The organism is Collinsella sp. AF18-8LB (genome assembly GCF_003459795.1).
Classification (GTDB): domain Bacteria; phylum Actinomycetota; class Coriobacteriia; order Coriobacteriales; family Coriobacteriaceae; genus Collinsella.
This window is the reverse complement of the sequence record NZ_QRWU01000001.1, coordinates 347512-374164: the sequence shown is the minus strand read 5'-3', so window position 1 is coordinate 374164 and position 26653 is coordinate 347512. Positions and strand designations below refer to the sequence as shown.

Annotated in this window: 18 protein-coding genes; 5 read left to right on the top strand and 13 right to left on the bottom strand. The window is 60.9% G+C overall.

Annotated elements, in window-relative coordinates; genetic code table 11:
• Positions 1-105: 105 nt before the first annotated feature.
• The 8 genes from DWX25_RS01650 to DWX25_RS01615 form a co-directional block, all read right to left on the bottom strand.
• Positions 106-1182 carry a DUF4179 domain-containing protein gene (locus DWX25_RS01650; protein WP_117794179.1) on the bottom strand — a complete coding sequence of 359 codons (1077 nt, stop codon included), beginning with the start codon at positions 1180-1182 and terminating at the stop codon, positions 106-108.
• Positions 1133-1651, bottom strand: a complete 519-nt coding sequence (locus tag DWX25_RS01645; protein ID WP_233505178.1) for an RNA polymerase sigma factor — start codon at positions 1649-1651, stop codon at positions 1133-1135. Before DWX25_RS01645 ends, DWX25_RS01650 begins: the two co-directional genes overlap by 50 nt.
• Before the next feature lie 309 nt (positions 1652-1960).
• Positions 1961-6436: a DNA-directed RNA polymerase subunit beta' gene (locus DWX25_RS01640; RefSeq protein WP_199411177.1), complete on the bottom strand. Its 4476-nt coding sequence runs from the start codon at positions 6434-6436 to the stop codon at positions 1961-1963.
• A 6-nt stretch (positions 6437-6442) separates the two neighbouring features.
• A complete protein-coding gene (locus DWX25_RS01635; RefSeq protein ID WP_233503781.1) occupies positions 6443-9871 on the bottom strand; it encodes a DNA-directed RNA polymerase subunit beta in 3429 nt (1142 codons plus the stop codon).
• A 370-nt stretch (positions 9872-10241) separates the two neighbouring features.
• The gene (locus DWX25_RS01630; protein WP_117734321.1) at positions 10242-11150 is read right to left on the bottom strand and encodes a UTP--glucose-1-phosphate uridylyltransferase; all 909 of its coding nucleotides are present in this window, start codon (positions 11148-11150) and stop codon (positions 10242-10244) included.
• Between the two features lie 314 nt (positions 11151-11464).
• Positions 11465-11842, bottom strand: a complete 378-nt coding sequence (rplL, locus tag DWX25_RS01625) for a 50S ribosomal protein L7/L12 (protein WP_006235005.1) — start codon at positions 11840-11842, stop codon at positions 11465-11467.
• A 102-nt stretch (positions 11843-11944) separates the two neighbouring features.
• Positions 11945-12466: a 50S ribosomal protein L10 gene (gene rplJ / locus DWX25_RS01620; RefSeq protein WP_089572500.1), complete on the bottom strand. Its 522-nt coding sequence runs from the start codon at positions 12464-12466 to the stop codon at positions 11945-11947.
• A gap of 504 nt (positions 12467-12970) precedes the next feature.
• On the bottom strand, positions 12971-14107 hold the full coding sequence (locus DWX25_RS01615) for a pyridoxal phosphate-dependent aminotransferase (protein ID WP_117734319.1): 1137 nt from the start codon (positions 14105-14107) through the stop codon (positions 12971-12973).
• Between the two features lie 93 nt (positions 14108-14200).
• On the opposite strand from DWX25_RS01615, the gene DWX25_RS01610 reads away from it, so the two are divergent.
• Entirely contained in the window at positions 14201-14863 is a 663-nt protein-coding gene (locus DWX25_RS01610; RefSeq protein WP_117734318.1) for a hypothetical protein, read from the top strand.
• A gap of 1 nt (position 14864) precedes the next feature.
• On the opposite strand, the gene DWX25_RS01605 is transcribed toward DWX25_RS01610, so the two are convergent.
• The 5 genes from DWX25_RS01605 to DWX25_RS01585 all read right to left on the bottom strand — a co-directional run bounded on the left by DWX25_RS01605 (position 14865) and on the right by DWX25_RS01585 (position 21947).
• Positions 14865-15428 carry a uracil-DNA glycosylase family protein gene (locus tag DWX25_RS01605; RefSeq protein WP_117734317.1) on the bottom strand — a complete coding sequence of 188 codons (564 nt, stop codon included), beginning with the start codon at positions 15426-15428 and terminating at the stop codon, positions 14865-14867.
• 3 nt (positions 15429-15431) lie between these two features.
• On the bottom strand, positions 15432-16808 hold the full coding sequence (locus DWX25_RS01600; protein WP_117798562.1) for an alpha-amylase family glycosyl hydrolase: 1377 nt from the start codon (positions 16806-16808) through the stop codon (positions 15432-15434).
• 128 nt (positions 16809-16936) lie between these two features.
• Positions 16937-18133: an MFS transporter gene (locus DWX25_RS01595; protein ID WP_117798559.1), complete on the bottom strand. Its 1197-nt coding sequence runs from the start codon at positions 18131-18133 to the stop codon at positions 16937-16939.
• A gap of 124 nt (positions 18134-18257) precedes the next feature.
• Complete coding sequence (gene feoB, locus DWX25_RS01590; RefSeq protein ID WP_117798557.1) at positions 18258-20669, bottom strand: ferrous iron transport protein B; 2412 nt, start codon at positions 20667-20669, stop codon at positions 18258-18260.
• 375 nt (positions 20670-21044) lie between these two features.
• Positions 21045-21947 (bottom strand): alpha/beta hydrolase, encoded by a 903-nt coding sequence (locus DWX25_RS01585; protein WP_117798555.1) that lies wholly within the window; start codon positions 21945-21947, stop codon positions 21045-21047.
• 248 nt (positions 21948-22195) lie between these two features.
• Here DWX25_RS01585 and DWX25_RS01580 point away from each other — a divergent pair, with 248 nt between their 5' ends.
• From DWX25_RS01580 to DWX25_RS01565, 4 genes are all read left to right on the top strand, one after another.
• Positions 22196-22759, top strand: a complete 564-nt coding sequence (locus DWX25_RS01580) for a PTS glucose transporter subunit IIA (RefSeq protein ID WP_117743083.1) — start codon at positions 22196-22198, stop codon at positions 22757-22759.
• Positions 22760-22940: 181 nt separating this feature from the next.
• Positions 22941-24344 (top strand): asparagine--tRNA ligase, encoded by a 1404-nt coding sequence (gene asnS / locus DWX25_RS01575; protein ID WP_117798553.1) that lies wholly within the window; start codon positions 22941-22943, stop codon positions 24342-24344.
• 249 nt (positions 24345-24593) lie between these two features.
• Entirely contained in the window at positions 24594-25382 is a 789-nt protein-coding gene (locus tag DWX25_RS01570) for a hypothetical protein (RefSeq protein ID WP_117798551.1), read from the top strand.
• A 160-nt stretch (positions 25383-25542) separates the two neighbouring features.
• Positions 25543-26523, top strand: coding sequence for an ABC transporter substrate-binding protein (locus DWX25_RS01565; RefSeq protein WP_117798549.1), 981 nt, complete (start codon positions 25543-25545; stop codon positions 26521-26523).
• Positions 26524-26653 lie beyond the last annotated feature (130 nt).

Here is a 26653-nt window from a genome sequence, read left to right as displayed (position 1 = left end):
AAGATTTTGCCGCATACTTCAGGAATGCAGGCGAATATCGTGCGGTCTAACCGCCCATTTACCGCAAAGAAGGCCGCTTCCCCTAGTAGAAAGCGGCCCCAAATCTTACGAATAGACGATGGTAAAGGGTTCCGACGTTTCGGCGCCCCCTGTTGAAGTGCAGCGTGTGCCTTCGAGCGTTACTGAAACCACTTGGTCGACATCAATCAACTTCGTTGGCACCCAAATGTTCTCTCCGCTATTGCGTCCCATCGAAACATAGAAATTGTACGCCCCTGCGTCGTCATCTTCGATAATCTGCTCTGACCCATCCTTGTAGGTGACGGTCAGTTTATGATCAACTGCTTCATAGCCCAGATCATCGATGTGCGTCTGGATGGAAAACGGACTGATCTCGAGAGACGAGTCACCGGAGCGGAGTTCCTTTGTATCGACGTACGCTCCAACGCTAAACTCGGGCGTCGATGCTTTAAACTGCCTCGCACTCTCACCTTCGCCCTCGGTCCACTGGATATTCCAGGTGACCGCATGTTGAAAACCTCGCTCGCGATCCATAGAAGCAAAGTACATCGTGCCATTAATGACAGTATCGCTTGATGTGTCCTTATCAATGGTGCAGCGTGTGTCAGCCCATTCCTCGCCGAACTTCATGTCGGGCGTGCCGATGCCTTGTTCTTCTTCACCATAGAGAACAAGTTCGCCAGTCTCTGCTGCCGGCTTGTAGTAGTTAACACCATTTGGATTGGACAACGTAAACGTCACGGCACCGCAACCGTTTTTATCGATAGCCATATCATGAATGTCGAGTGTATAGCCGTTGCCCTCGACGGACAGATTGACCTTCTGTACTGAACCCTCCAAGCTTTGGGGCGCGATACCATCACCAAACTCTCTGGTGTAGGTATATTTAGTCCCCGACGAGCCACCTTGAGTCCAGGTAATGGACTCTCCGTTGCCATGGTTTCCCCAGGCAGAGGCAAAATAACTGGAATTGACGACGGCGTAGGCGACCCCTCCGGTCGCCAGCACTCCGGCAAGGCATCCGATCACGGCAACATACAGAGGCTTCGCGTGACCCTTTCGGCGAAGCGGCTCACCAGCAGCGGCATAAAGAACACGGTCAGCAAGATCGCTATCGGCTTGGACGGACTCGAAGGCCTGCTTGATTTGGTTGGATTTCACGGTCGCCCTCCTCTAGGATGAACTTGAGTTTCGATCTGCCGCGAGCTAAACGCGTTCGAACGGTCGCGGCTGGTACGTGCAGCAACTCGGCAATCTCTGAAGTCGAGAAGCCCAGATAGTAATAGAGCACGATGGGAACACGGAATCGCTCCGGAAGCCGCATAACGTCTGACAGGACCGCCTTGGTCTCCTCCTGCGCTGTCGAAAGCGACTCGGCCAGGTTCTCAATATCCTCCACACGCCTCCATGGCTTTCGAAAGAGCGATTTGCATTCATTGATCGTGACCCGGATAAGCCATCGACGAAGATGTTCCCAGCTTTCAAATTGCGTGTCGCTTTTGAGTAACTTTAGAAAGACGTCTTGCGCAACATCGTCGGCATCGGCGCGATCGCGCAGGTACGTCAATGCGATTCGAAACACGACATCCCGGTGATCTTCAACCGCCTGTCTAAATGCTTGTTCTTCCATAATCACCTCCCGGTGACATTGATGGTTCTTGATGGGGCCCTCACCATAGATACGCTTTGACCAAACGGAATGTTTCAAATTCAAGCAGGAAAAACTACCAAAATTAATCCGTCCCTTTTTGGCAAGGGATCAACGGAACGCAACAGGTTGATCATACGCAAGCGAGCGGCCCCCAGAGCGTACAAGGTGGCATGAAAAAGGCAGGGCATTGACCTTCTGGTCATGCCCTGCCTTTTGAATGACAGATTGTAGCTCTGGGGGCCGCGCAGCGACGGAGGTCGCCGCCGTTCGTTAGAACGGCGGAACTAGTTACTCCTCGTCGTTGTCCTTGGCCTCTTCGGCGTCGTCGGTGTCCACGAGCTGGTTGAGCAGCTCGTCGAGGGAAGCCATGTCCTCGTTGATCGCGCCGTTGGCGGGAGCCTTCTTGTCGTCGATCGGGGCGCCCAGGAGCTCCTCGTCGGCGTCGGCGTGATGCGTCGGAGCGGAGGTACCCAGCAGGATATCGTCCGGACCGTCGGGGCTAAAGACCATCTGCAGCAGCTGCGAGAGGTCTTCCTCGTCGGCAACGTCGTCGTTGTTCTCGAGGATGTAGAGCAGATCGTGGGCCTCCAGGCCGTCACGGAGCTCCTCGATCGCCTTGGCGCCGATGCCATCGATGCGCAGCAGATCCTCCTCGGACTTGCCAACCAGGTCGCCGACCGTCTCGATGCCAACCTCGCTGAACTTGTTGGTCCAGCGCTGCGACACGCCCAGATCGTCGAACAGGTACAGACGAGCCTTCTCGGCGGAGATGGTGTGGCCGTTGCGGGTGAACGAACCGTCAGCACCACCGAACTCGTCGTAGCCGGCCCAGTCGAGCTGCTGCGGGAGCTGCTCGTCCAGGTCCTTGAGCTCCACAGGAGCCCACTCGGGCAGCGACTTGGCGTTGGGCGAAGCCGGGCCGTCGATGTCCACGTAGCCGTCGGCCGTGCGATACGTCAGCTTGGCGTTGGCGTACGGCTTGAGGCCGGTACCAGCCGGGATCTTCTTACCGACGATGACGTTGGACTTAAGGTCGAGCAGGTGGTCGACCTTGCCCTCGATGGCAGCCTCGGTAAGGACGCCAGCGGTACGAATGAACGAAGCGCTCGACAGCCAGGAGTCGATGTTGGACGCGACCTTGAGCGTACCCAGGATGACGGGCTCGGCCACAGGAGCCTGACCGCCCAGACGGGCAACGCGCTCGACCTCGTCGGCAAACTCGTAGCGGTCGACGTACTGACCAAGCAGGTACTTGGAGTCGCCGGGGTTGGTGATCTGAACGCGACGCAGCATCTGGCGTGCGAGCACCTCGATGTGCTTGTCGTTCAGGTCGACGCCCTGGCTGGTGTAGACGTCCTTGACGCTCTCGACGAAGGTGTGCATCGTCGACTCGATGTCGGTCAGCTTGCGCAGGTTGCGGAAGTTAACGAAGCCCTTGGTGATCTGGTCGCCAGCGCGAACCTCGCAGCCGTCCTCGATCTCGGGCATGAAGCGCACCGAAGCGGGGACACGACGCTCGTCGAGGACACGGGTGTGATCCTCGGAGTCGGTGAGCGTCAGCACGTACTCGGACTTCTCGGGCTTAATCGAGAGGTGACCAGAGTACGGAGCCAGCTCGGCCTCGCGACCCAGGATCTTCTCGTTGACGTTGCCGACGATATCGAACATACGGCTGACCGTAGGCAGACCCTGCGTAATATCGTCGACGCCAGCGACGCCGCCGGAGTGAATGGTACGCATCGTAAGCTGCGTACCGGGCTCGCCGATGGACTGGGCGGCAATAATGCCGACGGCAGTACCGATGGCGACCGGACGACGGGTGGAAAGATCCCAGCCGTAGCACTTCTGGCACACGCCGTACTTGGAGCGGCAGGTGAGCAGCGCGCGAAGCTTGACCTTCTTAAGGCCGGCATCGACCATCTTCTGGATGTCAGCGACCTTCTCGATGTAGCCGTCCTGCTCAAAAAGCACGGTGCCATCGGGAGCCACGACGTCCTCAATGAAGCAACGGCCGACGAGGTCGGTGTTGAGGTCGGTGGTGCCGGGGATGATGAGGTTGTAGGTGACGCCCTCGTGCGTACCGCAGTCCTCCTCGCGGACGATGACGTCCTGGGCCACGTCGACCAGACGACGGGTCAGGTAACCAGAGTCTGAGGTGTGGGATGCGGTATCGACCAGGCCCTTACGGGCGCCGTAGGTCGAAATGAAGTACTCGAGCGGCAGCAGGCCCTCGCGGAAGTTCGCCTTAATGGGAAGGTCGATCGTCTCGCCGGACATGTCTGCCATCAGGCCACGCATGCCGCCGAGCTGACGCAGCTGGGTCTTAGAACCACGGGCGCCGGAGTCGGCCATCATGTAGAGCGGGTTCTCCTCGTCGAACAAGTCGAGCATGAGCGCTGCAACCTTATCGGTACAAGCGGTCCACTCGTTAACGACTTCGATGTGGCGCTCCGTCTCGTTGATGAAGCCCTCCTCGAAGTACTCGTTGATCTGGTCGACGTTGGCCTGGGCGCGATCGAGCAGCTCCTGCTTCTCGGCAGGGATGAGAGCGTCCCACACCGAGATGGTGAGGCCGGCGCGGGTAGCGTAGTGGAAGCCGGAGTACTTGATGGCGTCGAGGATCGGGCCGACCTTGGCCTCGGGATAGCGATCGCAGCAGTCCGCAACCAGCTTGGCCACGTCGCCCTTGACCATCTTGTAGTTCATGAACTCGTAGTCTTCGGGCAGGCACTGGCGGTTGAAGATGATGCGGCCGATAGAGGTCTCGAAGCGCGCGGTCTTGTTGCCGGTGACGTCGTAGTCGACAAACTCGTTCTTGCCGTTCTTGACGCGGAAGATACGGGTGCCGTCCTCGTTGATGACATTGGCGTCGGCAGCGGACACGCGGACCTGAATCTTGGCCTGCATGTCGACCTCGGAGCGGCAGTCATAGGCGTGCAGCGCGTCGTCGAAACTCGAGAACACGTGGTTCTCGCCCGGCAGACCGTCGCGGACCTGGGTGAGGTAGTACACACCGATGATCATGTCCTGCGAAGGGATGTTGACCGGCTTGCCGGATGCCGGCGAGCGCAGGTTGTTCGCAGAGAGCATGAGCACGCGGGCCTCGGCCTGAGCCTGGCTGGACAGCGGCACGTGGACAGACATCTGGTCGCCGTCGAAGTCGGCGTTGAAGGGCGAGCAGACCAGCGGGTGCAGGTGGATAGCCTTGCCCTCGACCAGCACCGGCTCAAAGGCCTGGATGGACAGACGGTGCAGGGTCGGTGCACGGTTGAGCAGCACGACGCGGCCGTCGATGACCTCTTCGAGGATGTCCCACACAAAAGTGGCACCACGGTCGATAGCGCGCTTGGCGCCCTTGATGTTCTCGACCTTGCCAAGCTCGACCAGGCGCTTCATGACGAAGGGCTTGAAGAGCTCCAGCGCCATGGTCTTGGGCAGACCGCACTGGTGCAGCAGCAGCTTGGGGTCGGTAACGATAACCGAACGGCCGGAGTAGTCGACACGCTTACCCAGCAGGTTCTGACGGAAACGGCCCTGCTTGCCCTTGAGGGCCTCGGCGAGCGACTTGAGCGGGCGACCGCCACGGCCAGAGACCGGGCGACCACGACGGCCGTTGTCGAACAGGGCGTCCACGGACTCCTGGAGCATGCGCTTCTCGTTGTTCACAATGATCGCGGGGGCGTCCAGGTCGAGGAGGCGCTTGAGTCGGTTGTTACGGTTGATCACGCGACGGTACAGGTCGTTGAGGTCGGACGCGGCGAAGCGGCCGCCGTCGAGCTGGACCATCGGGCGCAGATCGGGCGGAATGACCGGGATGACGTCCAGGATCATGTTCGCGGGGCTGTTGCCACCCTTCAGGAAGGCGTCAACGACCTCGAGGCGCTTAACGGCCTTCTCGCGCTTCTGCTTCTGGGAGTCCTCGTCGGCGATGATGGCCTTGAGCTTCTCGGCCTCGGAAGGAAGGTCGATGGCAGCGAGCAGGTCGCGGACGGCCTCGGCACCCATGCCACCCTTGAAGTACATGGAGTAGTAGCGGGTCATCTCGCGGAACAGCGGCTCATCGGAGATGAGGTCGCGCTCGGTGAGCTTCATGAAGGCGTTGAAGGCGTCCGTGCGGAGCTGCTTCTCGTCCTTGCACTCTTCCTCGATGTCGACGATGCCAGAGGCGATCTCCTCGGGGGTCAGCGGCTCCTCGTCGGAGAACTCGTCAAAGTTCTCGGGGTCGCCCTGCTCCTTGAGGGACTCGATCTGGCGGGCGCACTCGGCATCGATCTCTTCCAGATCGGCGGCGAGCTCCTCGCGCAGGTCGTCAGCGTCGGCCTCGCGAGCCTCGTAGTCAACCTCGGTGATGATGTAGCTGGCAAAGTACAGAACCTTCTCGAGGTCCTTGGACTTGATGTCGAGCATACGGCTCATCGGGAAGCTCGTGGGGCTCTTGAAGTACCAGATGTGGGACACGGGAGCGGCGAGCTCGATGTGGCCCATGCGGTCGCGACGCACCTTGGCCGAGGTGACCTCGACGCCGCAGCGCTCGCAGACGATGCCCTTAAAGCGGATGCCCTTGTACTTGCCGCAGGAGCACTCCCAGTCCTTGGCGGGACCGAAGATCTTCTCGCAGAACAGGCCGTCCTTCTCGGGCTTGAGGGTACGGTAATTGATGGTCTCCGGCTTCTTGACCTCACCGTGCGACCAGGAACGGATCTGGTCGGCGGAGGCAAGGGAGATCTTTACCGAGTCAAAATCAGTAGCTTCGAAATCTGCCACAGTCAACTACTCCTTATCAGTGGTCGTGGCGGCGACAGCCTCGGGTGCCTCGGCGGTCTCGGCATCCTCGGCCTCGACGTCGGTGTCAACGCCGGCGAGCGCAGCCAGGTCGTCGAGAGCAGAGGTCTCCTCGGCGGTCACAGGGGCGGAGGCGTCCTCGTCGGCATCGTGCATGGGCTCGATGTCCAGCGCGAGGGAGCGGATCTCCTTGACGAGAACCTTGAAGGACTCAGGGATACCCGGAACCGGGACGTTCTCGCCCTTGACGATGGACTCGTAGGTCTTGACGCGGCCCACGGTATCGTCGGACTTGACGGTCAGGATCTCCTGCAGGACGTTGGAAGCACCGTAAGCGTACAGTGCCCAAACTTCCATCTCGCCGAAGCGCTGGCCGCCGAACTGGGCCTTGCCGCCCAGAGGCTGCTGGGTAACCAGGCTGTAAGGGCCAGTCGAACGGGCGTGGATCTTGTCGTCGACCATGTGGCCGAGCTTGAGGATGTAGGACGTACCCACGGTAATGGGCTCGCGGAACTCCTCGCCGGTACGGCCGTCGAACAGACGGGTCTTGCCGCGCTCGTCAAGCTGGGTGACGAACTCGGGGCGCATGTGATCGCCAAAGGCAGCGGTGGCCTTGTTGAGCATGTTCTTGTTGGCACGACGAATGACCTCGGCGATCTCGTCCTCCTTGGCGCCGTCGAAGACGGGCGTGGCGGTGAAGAACGGACCGGGGACGTACTTGTCGGAGTCGGCCTGCTCGGTATCCCAACCGCAGGCAGCAGCCCAGCCAAGGTGGCACTCGAGCAGCTGGCCGACGTTCATACGCGAAGGAACGCCCAGCGGGTTGAGGATAACGTCGATCGGGGTACCGTCAGCCATGTAGGGCATGTCCTCGACCGGCAGAACGTTACAGATAACACCCTTGTTGCCGTGGCGGCCGGCGATCTTATCGCCCTGCTGGATCTTACGACGCTGGGCGACGTAGACGCGCACCTGCTCGTTGACGCCGGGGGCCAGGTCGTCGCCGTTCTCGCGGCTAAAGCGGACGACATCGATGACGCGGCCGTAAGCGCCGTGAGGCATCTTAAGGGAGGTATCGCGGACGTCGTGGGCCTTGGCACCGAAGATGGCGCGCAGCAGGCGCTCCTCGGCGGTCAGAGCGCTCTCGCCCTTAGGTGTGACCTTGCCGACCAGGATGTCGCCAGGGCCGACCTCGGCGCCGATGCGGATGATGCCGTCCTCGTCGAGGTTGGCAAGCATGTCCTCGGAGAGGTTCGGGATCTCGCGGGTGATCTCCTCGGGACCGAGCTTGGTGTCGCGGGCGTCGATCTCGTGACGGGTGATGTTGATGGTCGTCAGCAGGTCCTCGGCCACCAGGCGCTCGGACACGACGATACCGTCCTCGTAGTTAAAGCCTTCCCACGGCATGTATGCCACGGTGAGGTTCTGACCCAGTGCAAGCTCGCCATGATCGGTCGAAGGACCGTCGGCCAGGGGCTCGCCCTGCTCAACGGTGTCACCGACGCGCACGAGCGGACGGTGGTTGATGCAGGTGGACTGGTTGGAGCGCTGGTACTTGGCCAGGTGATACTCGTCCATGCCGCCGGCATGCTTGACGATAATCTTGGCGGCGTCGGCAAAGATGACCTCGCCGGCATTCTTGGCCAGGGTGACCTCGCCGGAGTCCAGAGCGGCGCGACGCTCCATGCCGGTACCGACATAGGGAGCGGCGGGGTGAACCAGCGGCACGGCCTGACGCTGCATGTTAGCGCCCATCAGCGTACGCTTGGCGTCGTCGTGCTCCAGGAACGGAATCAGCGTGGCTGCGACGGAGAGCATCTGACGCGGCGAGACGTCCATGTAGTCGACGTCCTCGACAGGCACGTCGGCGGGAGCACCGAAGGAGCCGTCGAAGTCGCGGGTACGGGCGATCACGGTGTGCGGACGAACGATCTTGCCCTCGGCATCGGTTGTGATGAACTCGTTGGTCTTGGGATCGAGCGGCGTGTTGGCCGGCGCGATGACGTGCTTCTCTTCCTCGTCAGCGGTCATCCAGTCGATCTGGTCGGTGGCAACGCCGTTCTCGACGCGACGGAACGGAGCCTCGATGAAGCCGTACTCGTTGACGCGGGCGTAGAGGGCAAGCGAGCCGATCAGGCCGATGTTGGGGCCTTCGGGGGTCTCGATCGGGCACATGCGGCTGTAGTGCGAGTTGTGAACGTCGCGGACGGCCGTCGGCACGTTGGTGCGGCGGCTGGAGCCCGACTTGTGGCCGGCAAGACCGCCAGGGCCGAGTGCGGACAGACGGCGCTTGTGGGTCAGACCGGTCAGGGGGTTCGCCTGGTCCATGAACTGCGAGAGCTGCGAGGAACCGAAGAACTCCTTGATGGAGGCCACGATCGGGCGGATGTTGATGAGCGACTGCGGGGTGATCTCGTCGATGTCCTGGGAGCTCATGCGCTCACGGACGACGCGCTCCATACGGCTCATGCCAATACGGAACTGGTTGGCGACAAGCTCGCCGACGGTGCGGATGCGGCGGTTGCCAAAGTGGTCGATGTCGTCGACCTTGAAGCCCTGCTCGCCGGCAGCGAGGGACAGCAGGTAGCGCAGCGTCGCGACGATATCCTCGTCGGTGAGCACCGTGACCTCTTCCTCGGTGGTGAGGTTGAGCTTCTTGTTGACCTTGTAACGACCGACGCGGGCCAGATCGTAGCGCTGCGGGTTGAAGAGCAGGCCCTCGAGCAGGCTGCGGGAAGCGTCCACGGTGGGAGGCTCGCCCGGGCGCAGGCGACGGTAGATCTCGATGAGGGCGTCCTCGCGAGTGAGGGCGGTATCGCGCTCGAGGGTGCGCTTGATCACATCGGAGTTGCCGAGCAGCTCGATGATGTCGTCGTTGGTGACGGCGATGCCAAGGGCGCGCAGGAACATCGTGGCGCTCTGCTTGCGCTTACGGTCGATGGAGACCATGAGCTGATCGCGCTTGTCGACCTCAAACTCAAGCCAGGCACCGCGGGACGGAATGATCTGGGCCTTGTAGATCTGCTTGCCCGAATCCATCTCGGAGCTGTAGTACACGCCCGGGGAGCGGACGAGCTGCGAGACGACGATACGCTCGGTACCGTTGATGATAAAGGTGCCCTGATCGGTCATCATGGGGAAGTCGCCCATAAAGACGAGCTGCTCCTTGATCTCGCCGGTCTCCTTGTTGGTGAGACGGACGTCGGTCAGAAGCGGAGCCTGATAGGTCATGTCCTTCTCGCGGCACTCCTCGACGGTGTGCGCGGGATCGCCGAACTGATGCTCGCCGAAGGTAACCTCGAGAACATGGTTCTGGCTCTGGATGGGGCTGGATTCCTTGAACGCCTCACGAAGGCCCTCGTCCTTAAAACGCTCAAAGGATTCCCTTTGAACAGAGATAAGGTTGGGGAGCTCCATGGCCTCCGGGATTTTCCCGAAGCTGACGCGCTTGCGCTCAGTGGCAGTGTATGCGTAGGTCACCAGGTTTTTCCTCCTTCACGGAAATGCTCGGTGGGTTGGCGAGGCATAGCTTCGCCAGTTATCGCAACCTAATAGTTTATCAGGTACCGACCGTTGGGCAAGAAAAGCCTTGACGCGATTGAGTTTTTGGAGTAGCAAAGTTTTTCAACAGAAAACGAGCAGGTAGATGGTGTTGTATCGAACATGCGTTCATATATTTTCTGTGAACACACACTCCCCTGCAGGACAACGACGGCCTCCCGCAACGGCTTACATGGCCCGCGAACAAAAAACGGGTGCGAACCGAAGTCCGCACCCGTGGCACGTGCTAGTTGCGCTTAAGACCGCCGCGCTCGTCGATGGCGTCCCAAAAGGCATCGGCAAAGCGGGGGTCGCTTGCGGCCATGAGGGCGTTGGTGGCCATCCAGCCAGAGGGAGTGCCGGTGTCGTAGCCCGACAGCGGGTCGATGACAACGGCATACATGGCCTCGCGGTCGAGCGAACGGGCCATGGCGTCGGTCAGCTGGATCTCGCCACCCTTACCGGCCTGCTGGTCGGCAAGCAGGTCCATGACCAGCGGGCTCAGCAGGTAGCGGCCGACGATGTACAGGTTGGACGGAGCCGCCTCGGGGGCGGGCTTCTCGACCAGACCGCCGATACGCCAGACAGCGCCCGGCTCAGCATCGGCAACGTCCTCGGCACCCTCGAGCGAACCGACGCGCTCACCGGCGATCACGCCGTAGCGGCTGACCTCCTCGGGCGAGCAAGCAGCGACGGCGATAACCGAAGCGCCACCGTGCTCCTTGGAGACGGCGAGCATCTTGTCGCAGATGTCGCGGTTGGGCACAACGTAGTCGCCCAGAAGAACAAGGAAGTTCTCCCCTGCCACGGCGTCGGCAGCAGAGCGGATAGCATGGCCGAGGCCCTTGGGCTCGTACTGATAACGGAAATCGACCGGCATACCGCCAGCGTGGGCTACGGCATCGGCATAGGCGTTCTTGCCGCGCTCGCGCAGCAGGTTCTCGAGCGAGCGATCGGGCTGGAAGTAGCTCAGCAGCTCGGGCTTACCGGGAGAGGTAACGATGATGGCATCGTCGACCTCCTCGGGCTCGAGCGCCTCCTCGACGACGTACTGAATGACGGGCTTGTCGAGCACCGGCAGCATCTCTTTGGGCGTGCACTTAGTGCCAGGCAGAAAACGCGTGCCAAGACCGGCGGCGGGGATGATTGCCTTCATGTTATTCAAAGATCCTTTCGCAGGCGCAAAAGCGCCCCATGCGTGCGGCACACAGCCGCAGACCAAATTGCGATACCCAAGCATCTTACCGCTGGAACTATATGTCGCTACAAGGCAGAGACAATTCTTCAGCAGGTCAACGCAAATTATTGCTCGAATGGTGCAATTTTATTGTCCAACGGCAGGGCACCCGCTACGACGCAAATCACAGAACATGGTAGTTTGAGCAACCGATGCCGAGGGACCGAAAAACAAAAAAGACGGGGTTCGCAATGCGAACCCCGTCTGCAAAGAAATCTGGCGAGAAAGCCTGATTACTTGAGGGTGACAGCAGCGCCAGCAGCCTCGAGCTTCTCCTTGGCAGCCTCGGCGTCCTCCTTCTTGGCACCCTCGAGAACAGCCTTGGGAGCGCCCTCGACGACCTCCTTGGCCTCCTTCAGGCCAAGGTTGGTGAGCTCACGGACGGCCTTGATGACCTGGATCTTGTTGTCGCCGAAGCCCTCGAGCACGACGTCAAACTCGGTCTTCTCCTCGGCCTCAGCAGCGCCAGCAGCGGGAGCGGCGACAACGGCAGCAGGAGCAGCGGCGGAAACGCCGAAGGTGTCCTCGATAGCCTTGACGAGCTCGGAAGCCTCGAGAAGGGTCATTTCCTTAAGAGCATCGATGATCTCGTCGGTGGTAAGCTTAGCCATTTCTAAGTCCTTTCGGTTTCCGTGTCTGTGCACGGAGATCAGTTAAAACACAGCGCGAATGCGCCAGGGGTGCGGCGTTGCCGCCGCGGGTGAAAACAGCGACTAGGCTGCCTTCTGCTCGGAAACCTGCTGGATCGAACGAGCGAGACCAGAGGAAACGCCGTTGACGCAGACAGCGATGTCGCGAGCGAAACCGGAGATGAGACCGGCGATCTGGCCGAGAAGCTGATCCTTGGTGGGCAGCTCGGCGATAGCCTTAACATCATCAGCGGAAACGGCCTTGCCGTCGGAGATACCGCCCTTGATCTCAAGGACGCCCTTGGACTTAGCAGAGAAGTCCTTGAGGGCCTTAGCGGCCTCGACCGGCTCGGTCTCGTAGAACACATAAGCGACGGGGCCGGCGAGGATCTCGTCGAGCTCGGGCTGCTCCTGGTTCTTGAGAGCGATCTTGACCAGGTTGTTCTTGTAGACCTTCATCTCGGCGCCGCACTCGCGAAGCTGATGACGCAGCTCCTGAGCCTGCTTAACCGTCAGACCGTTGTAGTTGACGACGAACAGACCGGCGTTCTCGGCGATACGGGACTCGATCTCTGCAACCTTGTCGATTTTGTACTGCTGGGGCATGAATTACACCTCCTCGAATTCTTTCCGGGCACGGTCCGCCACAAGGACGTGACGGGGGCATGTCCAAAAAGAAAGCCCCCGCGCTGCATGAGCGACGGGGGCGAGAAGACATATCTACTCGACCACCTCGGCTGGCGGGATGTCCCATTAAGCTTGCGGGCGAAGCCCGTTTGCACCGGCTGTCTCTGGCAGCGGATTCGTGCGTGAACCGAAAGTATTATGGCGGGGACCCCGGCGTCGGTCAACGGACGCGAGGATTCGTACACAAACCCTGCATACGCTCCGACCGGGAGGGGCAGGGCGAGTTTTCCGCTCGGTCAAGTCCTGGGCTCGCACGAAGGCCACATTAAGTGGCCTTCGGCTCGTGCGGAATCTACGGAAAACTCGCCCTGCCCCTCCCGGCCGGAGCTACGTTGCCTTTGCTGCGAATCCTCGTGTCCGTTGAGCGACGCGCCCCACGCATAACCCTTATGTCGGTGGGCTGATGTGTTGCATCCCTGAGGACTACAAAGTCGAAATGAAGGCGGACAGGCGATTTAGGCCTTTGTCTAGGTTTTCGTCGCTTACGCAGTAGCTTAGGCGGATGTGGCCTTCGCAGCCGAAGCAGTCTCCGGGGACTAGGGCTACATTGGCTTCTTTGATGGCTTTGATGCAGAAATCTTCGCTGGTTAGGCCGTACTGTTTGATGCTGGGGAAGGCGTAGAAGGCTCCTGCTGGTTCTACTGCGTCGAGGCCCATGGCGTCTAAGGCTGCGAGTACGCGCTCGCGGCGGGCTCGGTAGACTTCGAGCATGGGGGTTGGGTCGACGGTGAGGGCTCTGGCTGCGGCGTCCATTTCGAAGGAGACGGCACTCGATACTAAGTATTGGTGAGCTTTTGCGATCTCGGCGATGACGGGGGCTGCGGCTGCGAGCCAGCCCAAGCGCCAGCCGGTCATGGCCCAGGGTTTGGAAAAGCTCTCGATGACTACCGTCTGCTCACGCAGCTCCGGGTGACGCTGGGCAAAGCGCTCGTAGCCATCCACATAGACCAGGCGGTTGTAGACGTCGTCGCAGACCACGTAGATGCCCGTCCGCTCCGCCACGTGCGCCACGGCGTCGAGCGAAGCCGCGTTGAGGATACAGCCCGTGGGATTGTTGGGCGAGCAAATGACGATGGCTTTGGTCGCCGGCGTCACGCAAGCACGAAGGGCGTCCTCGTCAATCTGAAATTGTGCGGGCTCCGTGTCCAAAAAGACAGCTTTGGCATGGTTGGCCACGACGATGCTCTCGTACAGGCCAAAGGCCGGTGTGGGGATAATGACCTCGTCACCAGGGTTGAGCATAGCCATGAACGTTGCCGACAGGGCCTCGGTCGCGCCGTCGGTCAGGATGACCTCGTCGGCAGAAAACGTAAGACCCGCGTCGCCCATGTAGGCAGACAGCGCCTCGCGCAGGGCGGGGCGACCGTTGTTGGGCGGATAGTGCGTGTCACCGCGCACCAGCGAGGTAGTCACCTCGGCGCCAATCACATCGGGCGTGGGAAAATCGGGCTCGCCAAGCGCGAGCGCGATGCACCCCGGGTGCTGAGCGGCGAGCGCGTTGATCCGGCGGATGCCGGAAGGCTTGAGCGTGGCAAGCGAGGTATTCATGGGCAGGCGCATGGCGTTCCTTTCGTAAGGGTTGCACTAGGATAGCGCGGCGAGGCGCCGCCAGACGGTGTAACCTAAACGGAAACGAACCGGAAAGGAGGCGGCATGGAGACAGATCCGCAGGGCAATAAGCCCAAAACACTGCAGAAGATTGCATACGTCAGTATTCCCAATAGCGCCGATCTTGAGTTTTTGCTCTGGGACCTGCAGGATGCCATCGCGGCCTATGCCCGGCTTTCCGGCACCGCGCTCCCCCGCCCGGTCGACTTGAAGGCGAATGACGCCGATGCCGCCGTCGATGGCATTGTGCTCGCGATTACGGATAAGCCCAACGATGAGGCGGCATCCGCCGCTCAACAAGCACTCGATCGCTTTGGCAATACGGGAACGCGCGTCTATGTCGTCGTTCAAGCCACCTGTGGGCGCACCGAGGAGGCGCACCGGTATATCGAGTGCCTGCGCCAAGCTTGCGAACTCCGTAGGCTAACGTGGTGCGGCGGCGTTGTCATCTGTGCCGGCAGCGGCATCGCGGCGCTTCACCATTCCCCACGCATGGGACTTCTGCGACGGCCGTTTTCCGAAGCGATGGATAAGCTGGTAGGCGCCGTGCGCATGGGCTGCTCGGTTGAGCACGCCCAACGACTCGGCGGCGGCGACACCGGGGATGTCACAGCAGATGGCGTGGTTTTCGCCAAGCCCGCCGTGCCCACGTCAATCTGGCACGCCATCATCAAACGTCTCGGCACCCGTGCTCAATCAACTATCTAAATTATCGAGCACCCCAGTCAACGGCCTCGCGCCAGCACTCAACGAGGCGCTCCAGGCGCCAGGCCGCGTTAGCGGGACTTGTTGACGGCAATATGACAGCGGGCAGGCCCGTCCGCTCCTGTAGATAGCGCTTGTAGAGGCGCCCCGCCGTGCCACCGTTGCATATTACCTGCTCAATGGACACGTTGCTGGTGATGAGCTCGATGTGTGCCGGCACGACGTTACGAATACTAGCGTCACTCGAGCCCTTGATATCGCAGCTCTCGATCACATCCCACAGGGCTACGCCGCCGTCGAGGAGCATGAATCGCTTGGCGGCAATCGAGGCGTCGAGTGTCGCCGGCGTACCGTCCGCCAAAGGATCGCCCTCATTGGGTGGCACAGGCGCACCGAGGCATGCCGCTATCACGCGCCAAAAGCGGTTCTGAGGGTTGCCATAGTAAAAGGCATTGGCGCGCGAAAGCACCGAGGGGAACGACCCGAGCACCAAAACGCGCGAGTGCCGGTCGAACACGGGCTCAAACCCATGCTCAATATGTTGATAGCCCTCGTCAGACGCAGGCATGGGCTAGACCCTCAGCAGATAACGCACCTCATAGGGCGCAAGCTCAAGCGTGCCCGCCAGCTCGACCGTGGGCGCGTCGTCGGCAAGCAGGTCGACAAAGGACCCGTTGAGCTCGCCGGCTGTAAAGGAATAGGTCTCGTCCACGGCATTCACCGCCACGAGCACCGTGGCGTCGTCGCAGGCACGCTCGAACAGCAGCTGCTTGTTTTGAATCACCACGTTACGGTACGCGCCGTAGTTGAGAGCGCGTGCCGCCGCATCGTTTGTCGAGCGCAGGTGTGCAAGCTGCGCAATAAAGCCTGTCAGCTCGTTAGGCGCGGGCTCGTCGAGTGCGGGTCGCAGCGCCCAGTCGCCATCGGGTCCGCCCTTTTCGCCGGCAATCCCCCACTCGCTGCCATAGTAGACGCACGGAATGCCCGGCATACCAAGCAGCATGGCATAGGCGGGACGCAGACAGCGCTTGTCGGTGAGAATGCTCGCCAGGCGCGGCACGTCGTGGTTGTCGACAAAGCTCAGCAGGTGTTTACCGCGGTAGATGCACCACGGGTCGCCGCCAAACTGGCGATGCAGCGAATGGGCGATCTCGAACATATTGACTGAGTTAAAGCTGGAATACAGGCCCTTGTAGCACTCGTAGTTGGTGCAGGAGTCGAGCATCTCGTCGTTGACGATCTGGTTGTAGTCGCCGTGGAGCGTCTCGCCGATCAGTACAAAGTCGGGCTTGAGCTCGCGGGTAAAGGAGTGCAGGCGACGCATAAAGTCGCGGTCGAGCATGTAGGCGACGTCCAGGCGCAGGCCGTCGATGCCAAAGTCATCGGCCCAACGGCGCACAGACTCGAGCAGGTAATCGACTACGGCAGGATTTTGCAGGTTGAGCTTCACGAGCTCAAAATGGCCCTCCCAGCCCTCGTACCAAAAGCCGTCGCCATAGCAGGATTCGCCGTCAAAGCTAATGTGGAACCAGTCCTTGTAGGGCGAATCCCACTTGCGCTCCTGCACATCGCGGAAGGCCCAAAAGCCACGGCCCACATGGTTGAAGACCGCATCGAGCACCACGCGGATGCCATGGGCGTGCAGTGTCTCGCATACGGCGGCAAAATCGGCATCTCCACCCAGGCGGCGGTCGATATGGCGCAGGCTGCGCGTATCGTAGCCATGGCTATCGGACTCAAGCGGAGGGTTGATCAACACGGCACCGATACCGAACTCCTGCAGGTAATCGGCCCATTGGGCGATTTTCATGATGGGGGCATCGGGATTGCGCGCGGTACCGGCAGCTTGGAAGAGCTCATCCTCGGCAACAGGCGCGGCGTTTTCGCGCGGAGCCCCGCAAAAGCCCAGCGGATAGATCTGATAGAACGTCGTCTCGTATGCCCACATAACAGCCTCCCGGTAAGCTCAACACAACGACATCCATTGTATGCCCAGCAGGGTAGCTAATTTGGGACGGGGCTTTTTTAGCTACCCAATCCAGTCCGCATTCCGCCGCAGCTGATGAGGGGGTGTGGTTAGGCGACAGGCTTTGCGCGGCGTATGGCCGGGAACAGCACGGTGATGGCGAGGATGACGCCCACGACGGCAATCGTGCCGCCCGCGTAGCCGATCCAGGCGATACCGGGGCCCGACACCACGGCTCCGCCGATCGCGGTGCCCGTGCCGATACCAAGGTTAAACAGGCCCGAGAAGATCGACATGGCGACGGCCGACGAGTCTGCCGGCGTGTACTTGATGAGCTCGGCCTGAAACGCCACGTTAAAGGCCGTGGCGCAGCAGCCCCATAGTGCGCAGACGGCAAGCACCAACACGAGTGCCGAGGCTGCGGGGGCCATAAGCAGCAGAGCCACCGGCACGCCGGAGAGCGTGATAGCCAAGAACGGGAAGCGATGCCCATCGAACAGGCGGCCAAACAGCCAGCTTCCGAGCAGACCAGAACAGCCAAACGCCGTCAGCGTCATGGTGATGGCGCCCGCATCGACGTGTGCGACCTGCGCCAGGAAGGGCTCGATATAGCTGTAGCTTGCGTAATAGCCGGTCGCCATAAAGACCGTGACCGCGTAGAGCGCGATCAGGAACGGGTTCTTGAGCAGCTCGGGCAGCTGCTTAACGGTAAAGCGCTCACCCGCCGGCATGGCCGGGAACACCGCGGCCTGGTACACCACCGCGGCGGCAGAGAAGGCCCCGACCACGGCAAACGTCATGCGCCAGCCCACGGCCAGGCCGATGGCACGACCGAGGGGCAGGCCGAAAATCTGCGCGATAGACGAGCCCGTGGCGATCATGCTGATGGCGAGCGCTCCGTGGCGGGTGTCGACCAGGCGCGAAGCCATGATCGAGGCGACCGACCAGAACACGGCATGCGCGCAGGCGACCACCAGGCGCGCACAGACCAGGATGGGATATGTCGGTGCCACAGCGGACAGGAACTGACCCAGAGAAAACACGGCGAGCACACCGAGCAGCATACGCTTGAACTCAAAGCGCGAGGCAAACACCATGAGTGGCAGCGACAGCAGCATGACGCCCCAAGCATAGACCGAGATCATGATGCCGGCTTGGGCCTCGGTGAGCGAGAACGACGCGGCGATATCAGTCAGAAGGCCGATGGGCATAAACTCCGACGTGTTGAACACGAACGCGCAACAGGCGAGCCCGATAAGCGGGAGCCACTGCTTGAGCGAGATGCCATCTTGCTTTGTTTGAGCCATATAGGAAAACCTCTCCGATTATCTTGAGCGGTGGGCGATTATATAGCAACGGCCCCGCATCCGTCAGTACAGATGCAGGGCCGAAAACAATTCGATACACAGAGGTTGCGCCGTCAATACATAACTAAGCCAACCCCAGCAATATGCCCGCCGAATGCACGACAAACGCCACGATCCAGGCGACCGTCACTTGGAACGCGAACACGGCCACGGCGTAGCGCGCACCCAGTTCGCTCTTGACGGCACCGATTGCCGCCACACACGGCGGGTACAGCAACGTAAAGACCAGGAACACGTAGGCGGTAAACGGCGAGAACATGGTCGACAGTGCCGCGGGCGAGGTTGTACCCAAAAGCACCGTGAGGGTCGAGATAACGCTCTCCTTGGCGATAAGTCCAGTAACGAGCGCCGTGGATGCACGCCAGTCGCCAAACCCAAGCGGCGTCAGCGCCGGTGCGATAATGCTACCCAGACCGGCAAGTAGGCTCTGCGACTGATCGGCGACCACATTAAAGCGAATGTCGAACGTCTGAAGGAACCAGATGACCACGGTAGCGGCAAAGATAATGGTAAAGGCCTTGGTAATAAAGTCCTTGGCCTTATCCCATGCCAGCATCACCGTCGTCTTGACGCTCGGTAGGCGGTAATTGGGAAGCTCCATGATAAACGGCACCGGGTCGCCCTTAAATGCCGTGCGGTTAAGCACCAAAGCCGCGATGCAACCAACCGCAATGCCGATCAGATAAAGCGAGACCATAGCGGGAACCGTCGCCTGTGGGAAAAACGCCCCGCACAGCAGACCGTAGACCGGCAGCTTGGCCGAGCAGCTCATAAACGGCGTGAGCATGACCGTCATCTTGCGGTCGTGCTCGGACGGCAACGTGCGGGTCGACATGATAGCCGGCACGGTGCAGCCAAAACCGACGAGCATGGGCACGAAGCTGCGACCCGACAGGCCAAAGCGGCGCAGCACCTTATCCATGACAAAGGCCACGCGCGCCATGTAGCCCGAGTCCTCCAAAATAGAGAGGAACAAGAAGAGCACGACGATGATCGGCAGGAAGGTGAGCACGCTGCCCACGCCTGTGAGCACGCCGTCGACAGCCAGCGAGCGCACCACGTCGTTGGTGCCGAACACCTTGAGACCCGCATCGGCCGAGGCGATGATGGCAGCGATGCCGTCCTCCATGAGGCCCTGCAACGCCGCGCCGATCACGCCAAACGTCAGCCAAAAGACGAGGCCCATGATCACCAGGAACGCCGGAATGGCCGTATAACGGCCCGTCAGGATACGATCGATCTTGACGGAGCGCACGTGTTCGCGGCTCTCATGCGGCTTGACGACGCAATGCCCGCACACGTCGCCGATAAAGCTAAAGCGCATGTCGGCCAGCGCGGACAGGCGGTCGGTGCCGGCCTCGCCCTCCATCTGGGTAATGATGTGCTCGATGGCGTCAAGCTCGTTACGGTCCAGGTGAAGCGCCTCGGTTACCAGCTCGTCGCCCTCAACCAGCTTGGTCGCCGCAAAACGCACGGGAATGTGCGCCGTCGCGGCATGGTCCTCGATAAGGTTGGCAATGCCGTGGATGCAGCGATGCAGCGCACCGCCGTCCGAGCCATCGGGCGCACAGAAGTCCAGGCGACCGGGGCGCTCACGGAACCGCGCCACGTGCAAGGCATGATCCACCAACTCGCCGATGCCCTCGTTGCGGGCAGCGCTAATGGGGACAACAGGCACGCCCAACAGGCTCTCGAGCAGGTTGACGTCCACGGCGCCGCCGTTGGCCGTCACCTCGTCCATCATGTTGAGCGCGATGACCATGGGGCGATCGAGCTCCATAAGCTGCAGCGTTAGGTACAGGTTGCGTTCAATATTAGTAGCGTCGATGATGTCGATGATGGCGTCGGGATGCTCGTCCAGGATAAATTGACGGCTCACAATCTCTTCGCCCGTGTACGGCGACAGGGAGTAAATGCCGGGCAGGTCGGTAACGCTCGCCTCGGGATGGTTGCGGATGGTGCCGTCTTTGCGGTCGACCGTCACGCCGGGAAAGTTACCGACGTGCTGGTTGGAGCCCGTCAGTTGGTTGAACAGCGTGGTCTTGCCGCAGTTTTGGTTGCCGGCGAGGGCAAAGTGCAGCGGCGCGCCCTCGGGCACGGCCGTCTTTGCCGCGCGGGGCGAATACGTTCCCTCGCCGAGGGCCGGGTGCTCCGTTGTGCCAATAGCGGCGTTCACGCGCGGACCCGTATCGGTGTCGTGGATGCCCACGAGCTCAATGCGAGCGGCATCGTCCTTGCGCAGCGTCAGCTCGTAGCCACGCAGACGGATCTCGAGCGGATCGCCCATAGGGGCGTACTTCATCATGGTGACTTCGGTGCCCGGCGTTAGACCCATGTCCAAAATATGCTGTCGGAGTGCCTGATCGTCCGATGCCACCGATGCGACAACGGCGTCCTTTCCAATCTCGAGTGTATCGAGTCTCACGTCCGTGTTCCTCCCCCGGCGCCCACAGGGCTTTGTATTTATGTTCACCATGGCTAACCGTTTGCCATGGCTAACCAATTTTAAGCATGCATGATAGCGCGAACATGCAACGATGTTCAATCGACAGATCGGTGCAAGGACCGTCCCCAAGTGCCGGCACAAAAGGAACGTCCCCGAGTGCCAAGTGCCGCAAGAGTGTCCCTTTCGACTAGTCGCTTAAGAACGTCCCCAATGACTACCAAGAACGTCCCCAATGACTACCTCGATGTTCTTGGAACCGACAGCGAAAACCCGCCAGAGCGAGCAAGGTGCCTTGAAACGAGGCGGCATTGACCTTCTGGTCATGCCGCCGAAGTTGAAAGGCAGATTGCCGCCCTGGCGGACTTGCAGCGTCGAGCAGTTACGGCGTTTGGTAAAACGCCGTAACTAAAACCCGTGACGCTCGAGGAAGCGGAAGGCTAGACGAATCCAAGGACGGACCGCCACCTGCTTGTCCTCGTTGTCGACTGCGGTGTTGGCGTTGCCGAGCGAAAGGCCGTGGCCGCCCTGGTCAAAGACGTGCATCTCGCATGCGACGCCCTCCTCGGCCATGCGCTGCGCAAACGGGTAGACCTGCGCGATCGGCGCCGTCTTGTCGTCGGACACGCCCCACACAAAGGTCGGCGGCATCTGGCGCGAAACATGCGTGGTGGGGCAGATGTCGGCCAAGTGTTCGTCGGTTGCCTCACCGCCCGTCACCATCGACAGGTAGTCGTTAAGCAAATCACGTCCCGTCTTGCCGCCCGTCTTGGGCACGCGCAGGTCAATGCGCGGATCGCACGTCTGCATGTCGCGCACATAGGCAAGGTCGAGCAATGGATAGCCCAGCACCACGGCATCGGGGCGAATATCATCCGGACGCACCCCGGCAAGCGCCGCAAAGGGACCGGTCTTCCACTGCGTTGCTAACGAGGCACAAATCATGCCGCCCGCCGAAAAGCCCACGACGCACACGCGCTTGGGGTCGACATGCCATTCGTCGGCATTAGCGCGCACCGTGGCGACCATCTTGGCAAGATCGGCCTGCGGGTGCGGAAAACTCACGTCGCCCGTGCCGCTTGTCACATAGTTGAGCACAAAAGCCTGGTACCCGTGATCCAAAAACGCAAACGCCACCGGATCTTGCTCATGCGGAGCGATGTGCGTAAACGCGCCTCCGCCGCAGATGATCGCTGCCGGGCGACGACCATTAGGCTTATCGGGCAGCGGCTCGGCGCCCAAATAGGTAAACGTCGCCGGATACTCCTCAGTCGGCTCCTCGCCCCACAGCGCATGACTCTCGATAATCAATTGGTGCTCCCTTCGCGCAATTCGTGCGCACTATTTTTTCGTCCTCAAGCGTACCCCAGTTGGACCCACGGCGCAGAAACACTCCCGCAATAAGTTCCCTTTCAACTGATATATCACATAATCCCAGCTCAGCACTATCGTTTCACAGCGTAAAATAGGGACGCTGACCGTGCCGGGAAACACATACGTAACGTTTCCGGCTACATTACACGCGTGCAACAGGCGCGCTTGATACGTTGGAGGCAACTATGGGTCTGCTCGATTCGCTCAAGTCCACGTTCACTTCGTCGGGCGAGGCGTCCGTTCCGCCCTCAGCAAGCTTCGCTACCCGCGAAGGCGTCATCTATGCCCCTGTCAACGGCGTACTCGTCAATCTGGACGAGGTTCCCGACGAGACCATCGCCGCGGGCATGCTCGGTCAGGGCTATGGCATCGAGCCCATCACCGGCACCATCTATGCGCCCGCCAACGGCCGCATCGGCGCCACCACCGTCACCAACCACTCCATCGGCATGATCACCGAGGACGGTCTTCGCGTGTTCATCCATGTTGGCCTGGGCACCGTGGAAATGAACGGCAAGGGTTTTGCCCGCTTTGTCGAGATGGGCGATGTGGTCAAGGCAGGCCAGCCGCTCATCAGCTTCGACCGCGAGGCTATTAAGGCCGCCGGTCACGAGGACATCGTGACCGTCATCGTCTCCGAGCTCGATCGTCTTAAGAGCATCGACCATGTCGGCGAGTCTGGAACGCTTATCGGCGGCAACCCACTCGTCAAGCTTGGCGACCCGCTGCTGGTAGCCAAGACCAAGTAGCCAGGCCCCGTGCCACACAGCCAAAAGGCACCTCGTCAAGCGCCCGCGACCATTTGGCCGCGGGCGCTTTTCGTTTGAAAAACCATCCCGCCAATGCCTTGTCTGTATAGCCCAAATGAGCCGAGCTGCTAGAATATCGAACTGTATGGATAACTATCATTCAACCGCTATGGGAGGATACGTGAACCGCACCAAAATCGCGCAGCTCTATGCCGATGCCGAGTCGCTCGGCGGCCAGACCGTCACTGTCGCCGGCTGGGTCAAGTCCGTCCGCGACATGAAGAACTTTGGCTTTGTTACGCTCAACGACGGCAGCTGCTTCCGCGACCTGCAGGTCGTCATGAACCGCGAGGCGCTCGACAACTACGACGAAATCGCCCACCAAAACGTCTCGGCCGCACTCATTTGCACTGGCACCGTCAAACTGACCCCCGATGCGCCCCAGCCCTTCGAGCTTTCTGCCACCTCCATCGAGGTCGAGGGCACGAGCGCCCCGGATTACCCGCTGCAGAAGAAGCGCGCAACCGTCGAGTTCCTGCGCACCCAGCAGCACCTGCGCCCGCGCACTAACCTGTTCCGCGCCGTGTTCCGCATCCGCTCTGTCGCGGCTGCCGCCATCCACCGGTTCTTCCAGGAGCAGGGCTTTGTCTACGTCAACACCCCCATCATCACCACGAGTGACTGCGAGGGTGCCGGCGAGATGTTCCGCGTGACCACGCTCGACCCCAAAAATCCGCCCCTCACCGAGTCCGGCGAGGTCGACTGGAGCCAGGACTTCTTTGGTAAGCATGCGAGCCTCACCGTGTCCGGTCAGCTCAATGCCGAGAACTTTGCCATGGCCTTTGGCGACGTGTACACCTTTGGCCCCACCTTCCGCGCCGAAAACTCCAACACCACGCGTCACGCCGCCGAGTTTTGGATGATCGAGCCCGAGATGGCCTTTGCCGACCTTAACGACTACATGGATAACGCCGAGGCCATGCTCAAGTACGTCCTTAAGGACGTTATGGCCACCTGCCCCGACGAGCTCAACATGCTCAACAAGTTTGTGGACAAGGGCCTGGTCGAGCGCCTGAACCACGTGGCAAACTCCGACTTTGCCCGCGTTACCTACACCGAGGCCGTCGAGATCCTGGAGCAGGCAGTCGCCGCGGGTCACCAGTTCGACTACCCCGTCAGCTGGGGCATCGACCTGCAGACCGAGCACGAGCGTTTCCTGACCGAAGAGCACTTTAAGCGCCCGACCTTCGTAACCGACTACCCGGCCGAGATCAAGGCGTTCTACATGCGCATGAACGAGGACGGCAAGACCGTCGCCGCCGCCGACTGCCTGGTTCCCGGTATCGGCGAGATTATCGGCGGCTCCCAGCGCGAGGAGCGCCTGGATCTGCTCGAGGCCCGCATCAAGGACCTGGGTATGAATCCCGAGCAGTACAAGTACTACCTTGACCTGCGCCGCTACGGTTCCTGCAAGCACGCCGGCTACGGTCTGGGCTTCGAGCGCTTGGTGATGTACCTCACCGGCGTGGGCAACATCCGCGACGTCCTGCCGCACCCGCGCACCGTGGGCAACGCCGACTTCTAATCGCCACAGCGCCACCCAGCGCGTTACAGCGCATCGCGCCAGCGCCTCTCGGCAAGCCGAGGGGCGCTTTTTTCAACAGCACCCGTCAAGCTTTTGGCAAGGTTTTGGTTAGTTGAGCAGGGCTGTTGAAAACTCGACCCGCCGCTTGCCGACAACTACCGACCGCCCAGAGCGCCTTGCGCCCCTAGGCAAGCCCCGCGTCCTAGGCTCCGTACCGTCGCCACCCAAAATGGAAAGGACGTGGGCGTTATGACCGAAGCCGTTGTTGAAAACTATGAGACCACGACCAGAGGCGCCGCCTCGATGGCGGCCTATCGCGCCGTGCGCATCCTGCAGCTCTTGAGCGAAAACACCGGCGAAGACAAGGCATTGCTTTCCGATGAGTTAATCGAGCACCTCGCCCATCCCGATGACCCCACCCGCATGCCCATCTCGGCGGCGCGGCGCAGCATCTACACCTCGATATCCGCGCTTCGTCACGCCGGATACGAAATCGACTACAAACGCGGCGTGGGCTACAAACTTCTTACCCGCCCGCTCACCGATGAAGAGATCATCCGACTCCACGGCATGGTCATGCGCAACCGCTCCACGCCTATCGCTATCCGCAAGAGCATGGCGCAGCATTTAGTTGCCATGGCGAGTGCCGACGTTCGCGACTACCTCGATACACCCGAACCCGCTCCAAGCGCAAGCAGCAAGGCTACCAAGGCAACACGCACGCCCATCAAGCGCATCGACACGTGCGAGCTCGTCGAGCAGGCCATCGACCACGGAACGACCGTCAGCTTTGATATCTCGAGTACCCTCGCCCGTGGCGCAACCGAAGCGGTGCGGATGACGCTCCGACCCTTTGCCATCAGGCAGCGCGATGGCATCTCGTATCTGCTGGGAACGGTCTACGACGCCCGAGGCACCGACGATACGCTGCGCACCGTCGAGATCACCCGTATGAGAAACGTCAGCACGCGCCTCCTTGACGGCAAGAAACTCTTTGCCGCCCTGGACGAGGATGATGACGCCGTCTCCGCCGCATAAGCATCTCTGTCACCCATTCGACTACCCGTACCGCCTATCCGGTTCTGTATTAAAAAACCCGCCAGGCTGTTGTAAAAATGGACATCGGCGTTACTATAGTTCCACTTGCACTTTGTCCCAGTGCAGTGTTTCCAGCCATTTTTATACTGGGGGTAATGATATGAAGGACATCACCATCAGCCGCAGGAGCCTTCTGGTCTCCGCCGGCCTGCTCGCGCTCGCCCCGCTCGCCGGATGCGGCGGCAACTCTGGTTCCGGCTCTGCTGCCGCCGGTTCCGACTACACCATCGGCGTTCTGCAGCTCACCGAGCACTCCGCACTCGATGCCGCCAACAACGGCTTTGTCAAGGCCATCAAGAAAAGCGGCCTTAAGGTCAAGATCGACCAGAAGAACGCCCAGAACGACCAGTCCACGTGTAAGTCCATCGCCGACAAGTTCGTGGGCGATGGCGTCGACCTGATCTACGCCATCGCCACGCCCGCCGCACAGGCTGCTGCCGGTGCCACGGCGGATATCCCCATCGTGGGCTGCGCCATCACCGACTACGCCGCCTCCGGCCTGGTCCAGGACAACGACAGGCCCGGCACCAACGTCACCGGCGCCTCCGACCTTACCCCGGTCGCCGAGCAACTCGAGATGATGCAGAAGGTCCTGCCCGACGTAAAGAAGGTCGGCCTGCTCTACTGCACCGCCGAGTCCAACTCCGACGTCCAAATCAAGGCCGCCAAGAAGGAACTCGACAAGCTTGGCCTGGAGTACACCGACTTCACCGTCTCGAGCTCCAACGAGATCCAGTCCGTCGTCGAGTCCGCCGTGGGCAAGGTCGACGCGCTCTACTCCCCCACCGACAACACCATCGCCGCGGGCGCTTCGCAGGTCGGTCAGATCTGCAAGGAGAACAAGCTCCCCTTCGTTACCGGCGAGGAGGGCATGTGCAAGGCCGGCGGTCTGTTCACCCTCTCCATCAACTATGAGGACCTGGGCTATGCCGCGGGCGAGATGGCCGTTAAGATCCTGAAGGGCGAGGCCAAGCCCGAGGATATGGCTATCGAGCACCTCTCGAGCAAGGACTTGGTCGTCGTCAAGAACGACGAGATGGCCGAGGCGCTGGGCATCGACCTTTCCGCCCTGGACGAGTAGCGCCATGCGCCATAACGCATCTAGGGTTCGTTCTCGCACTATAGCTGCGTTATTCAATATCTGAGTCATTGGGGCGAACGTCATAGACCGACGTTCGCCCTGCTTGTTTCAGATAAAACAAAACGTTTGC

What these genes read in the sequence shown, in the direction of transcription:
- DWX25_RS01645 (WP_233505178.1), bottom strand. Translation starts at nt 1,651, where the DNA reads ATGGAAGAACAAGCATTTAGACAGGCGGTTGAAGATCACCGGGATGTC.
- DWX25_RS01635 (WP_233503781.1), bottom strand. Translation starts at nt 9,871, where the DNA reads ATGGAGCTCCCCAACCTTATCTCTGTTCAAAGGGAATCCTTTGAGCGT.
- DWX25_RS01630 (WP_117734321.1), bottom strand. Translation starts at nt 11,150, where the DNA reads ATGAAGGCAATCATCCCCGCCGCCGGTCTTGGCACGCGTTTTCTGCCT.
- rplL (WP_006235005.1), bottom strand. Translation starts at nt 11,842, where the DNA reads ATGGCTAAGCTTACCACCGACGAGATCATCGATGCTCTTAAGGAAATG.
- rplJ (WP_089572500.1), bottom strand. Translation starts at nt 12,466, where the DNA reads ATGCCCCAGCAGTACAAAATCGACAAGGTTGCAGAGATCGAGTCCCGT.
- DWX25_RS01615 (WP_117734319.1), bottom strand. Translation starts at nt 14,107, where the DNA reads ATGCGCCTGCCCATGAATACCTCGCTTGCCACGCTCAAGCCTTCCGGC.
- DWX25_RS01610 (WP_117734318.1), top strand. Translation starts at nt 14,201, where the DNA reads ATGGAGACAGATCCGCAGGGCAATAAGCCCAAAACACTGCAGAAGATT.
- DWX25_RS01605 (WP_117734317.1), bottom strand. Translation starts at nt 15,428, where the DNA reads ATGCCTGCGTCTGACGAGGGCTATCAACATATTGAGCATGGGTTTGAG.
- DWX25_RS01600 (WP_117798562.1), bottom strand. Translation starts at nt 16,808, where the DNA reads ATGTGGGCATACGAGACGACGTTCTATCAGATCTATCCGCTGGGCTTT.
- DWX25_RS01595 (WP_117798559.1), bottom strand. Translation starts at nt 18,133, where the DNA reads ATGGCTCAAACAAAGCAAGATGGCATCTCGCTCAAGCAGTGGCTCCCG.
- feoB (WP_117798557.1), bottom strand. Translation starts at nt 20,669, where the DNA reads ATGGTGAACATAAATACAAAGCCCTGTGGGCGCCGGGGGAGGAACACG.
- DWX25_RS01580 (WP_117743083.1), top strand. Translation starts at nt 22,196, where the DNA reads ATGGGTCTGCTCGATTCGCTCAAGTCCACGTTCACTTCGTCGGGCGAG.
- DWX25_RS01570 (WP_117798551.1), top strand. Translation starts at nt 24,594, where the DNA reads ATGACCGAAGCCGTTGTTGAAAACTATGAGACCACGACCAGAGGCGCC.
- DWX25_RS01565 (WP_117798549.1), top strand. Translation starts at nt 25,543, where the DNA reads ATGAAGGACATCACCATCAGCCGCAGGAGCCTTCTGGTCTCCGCCGGC.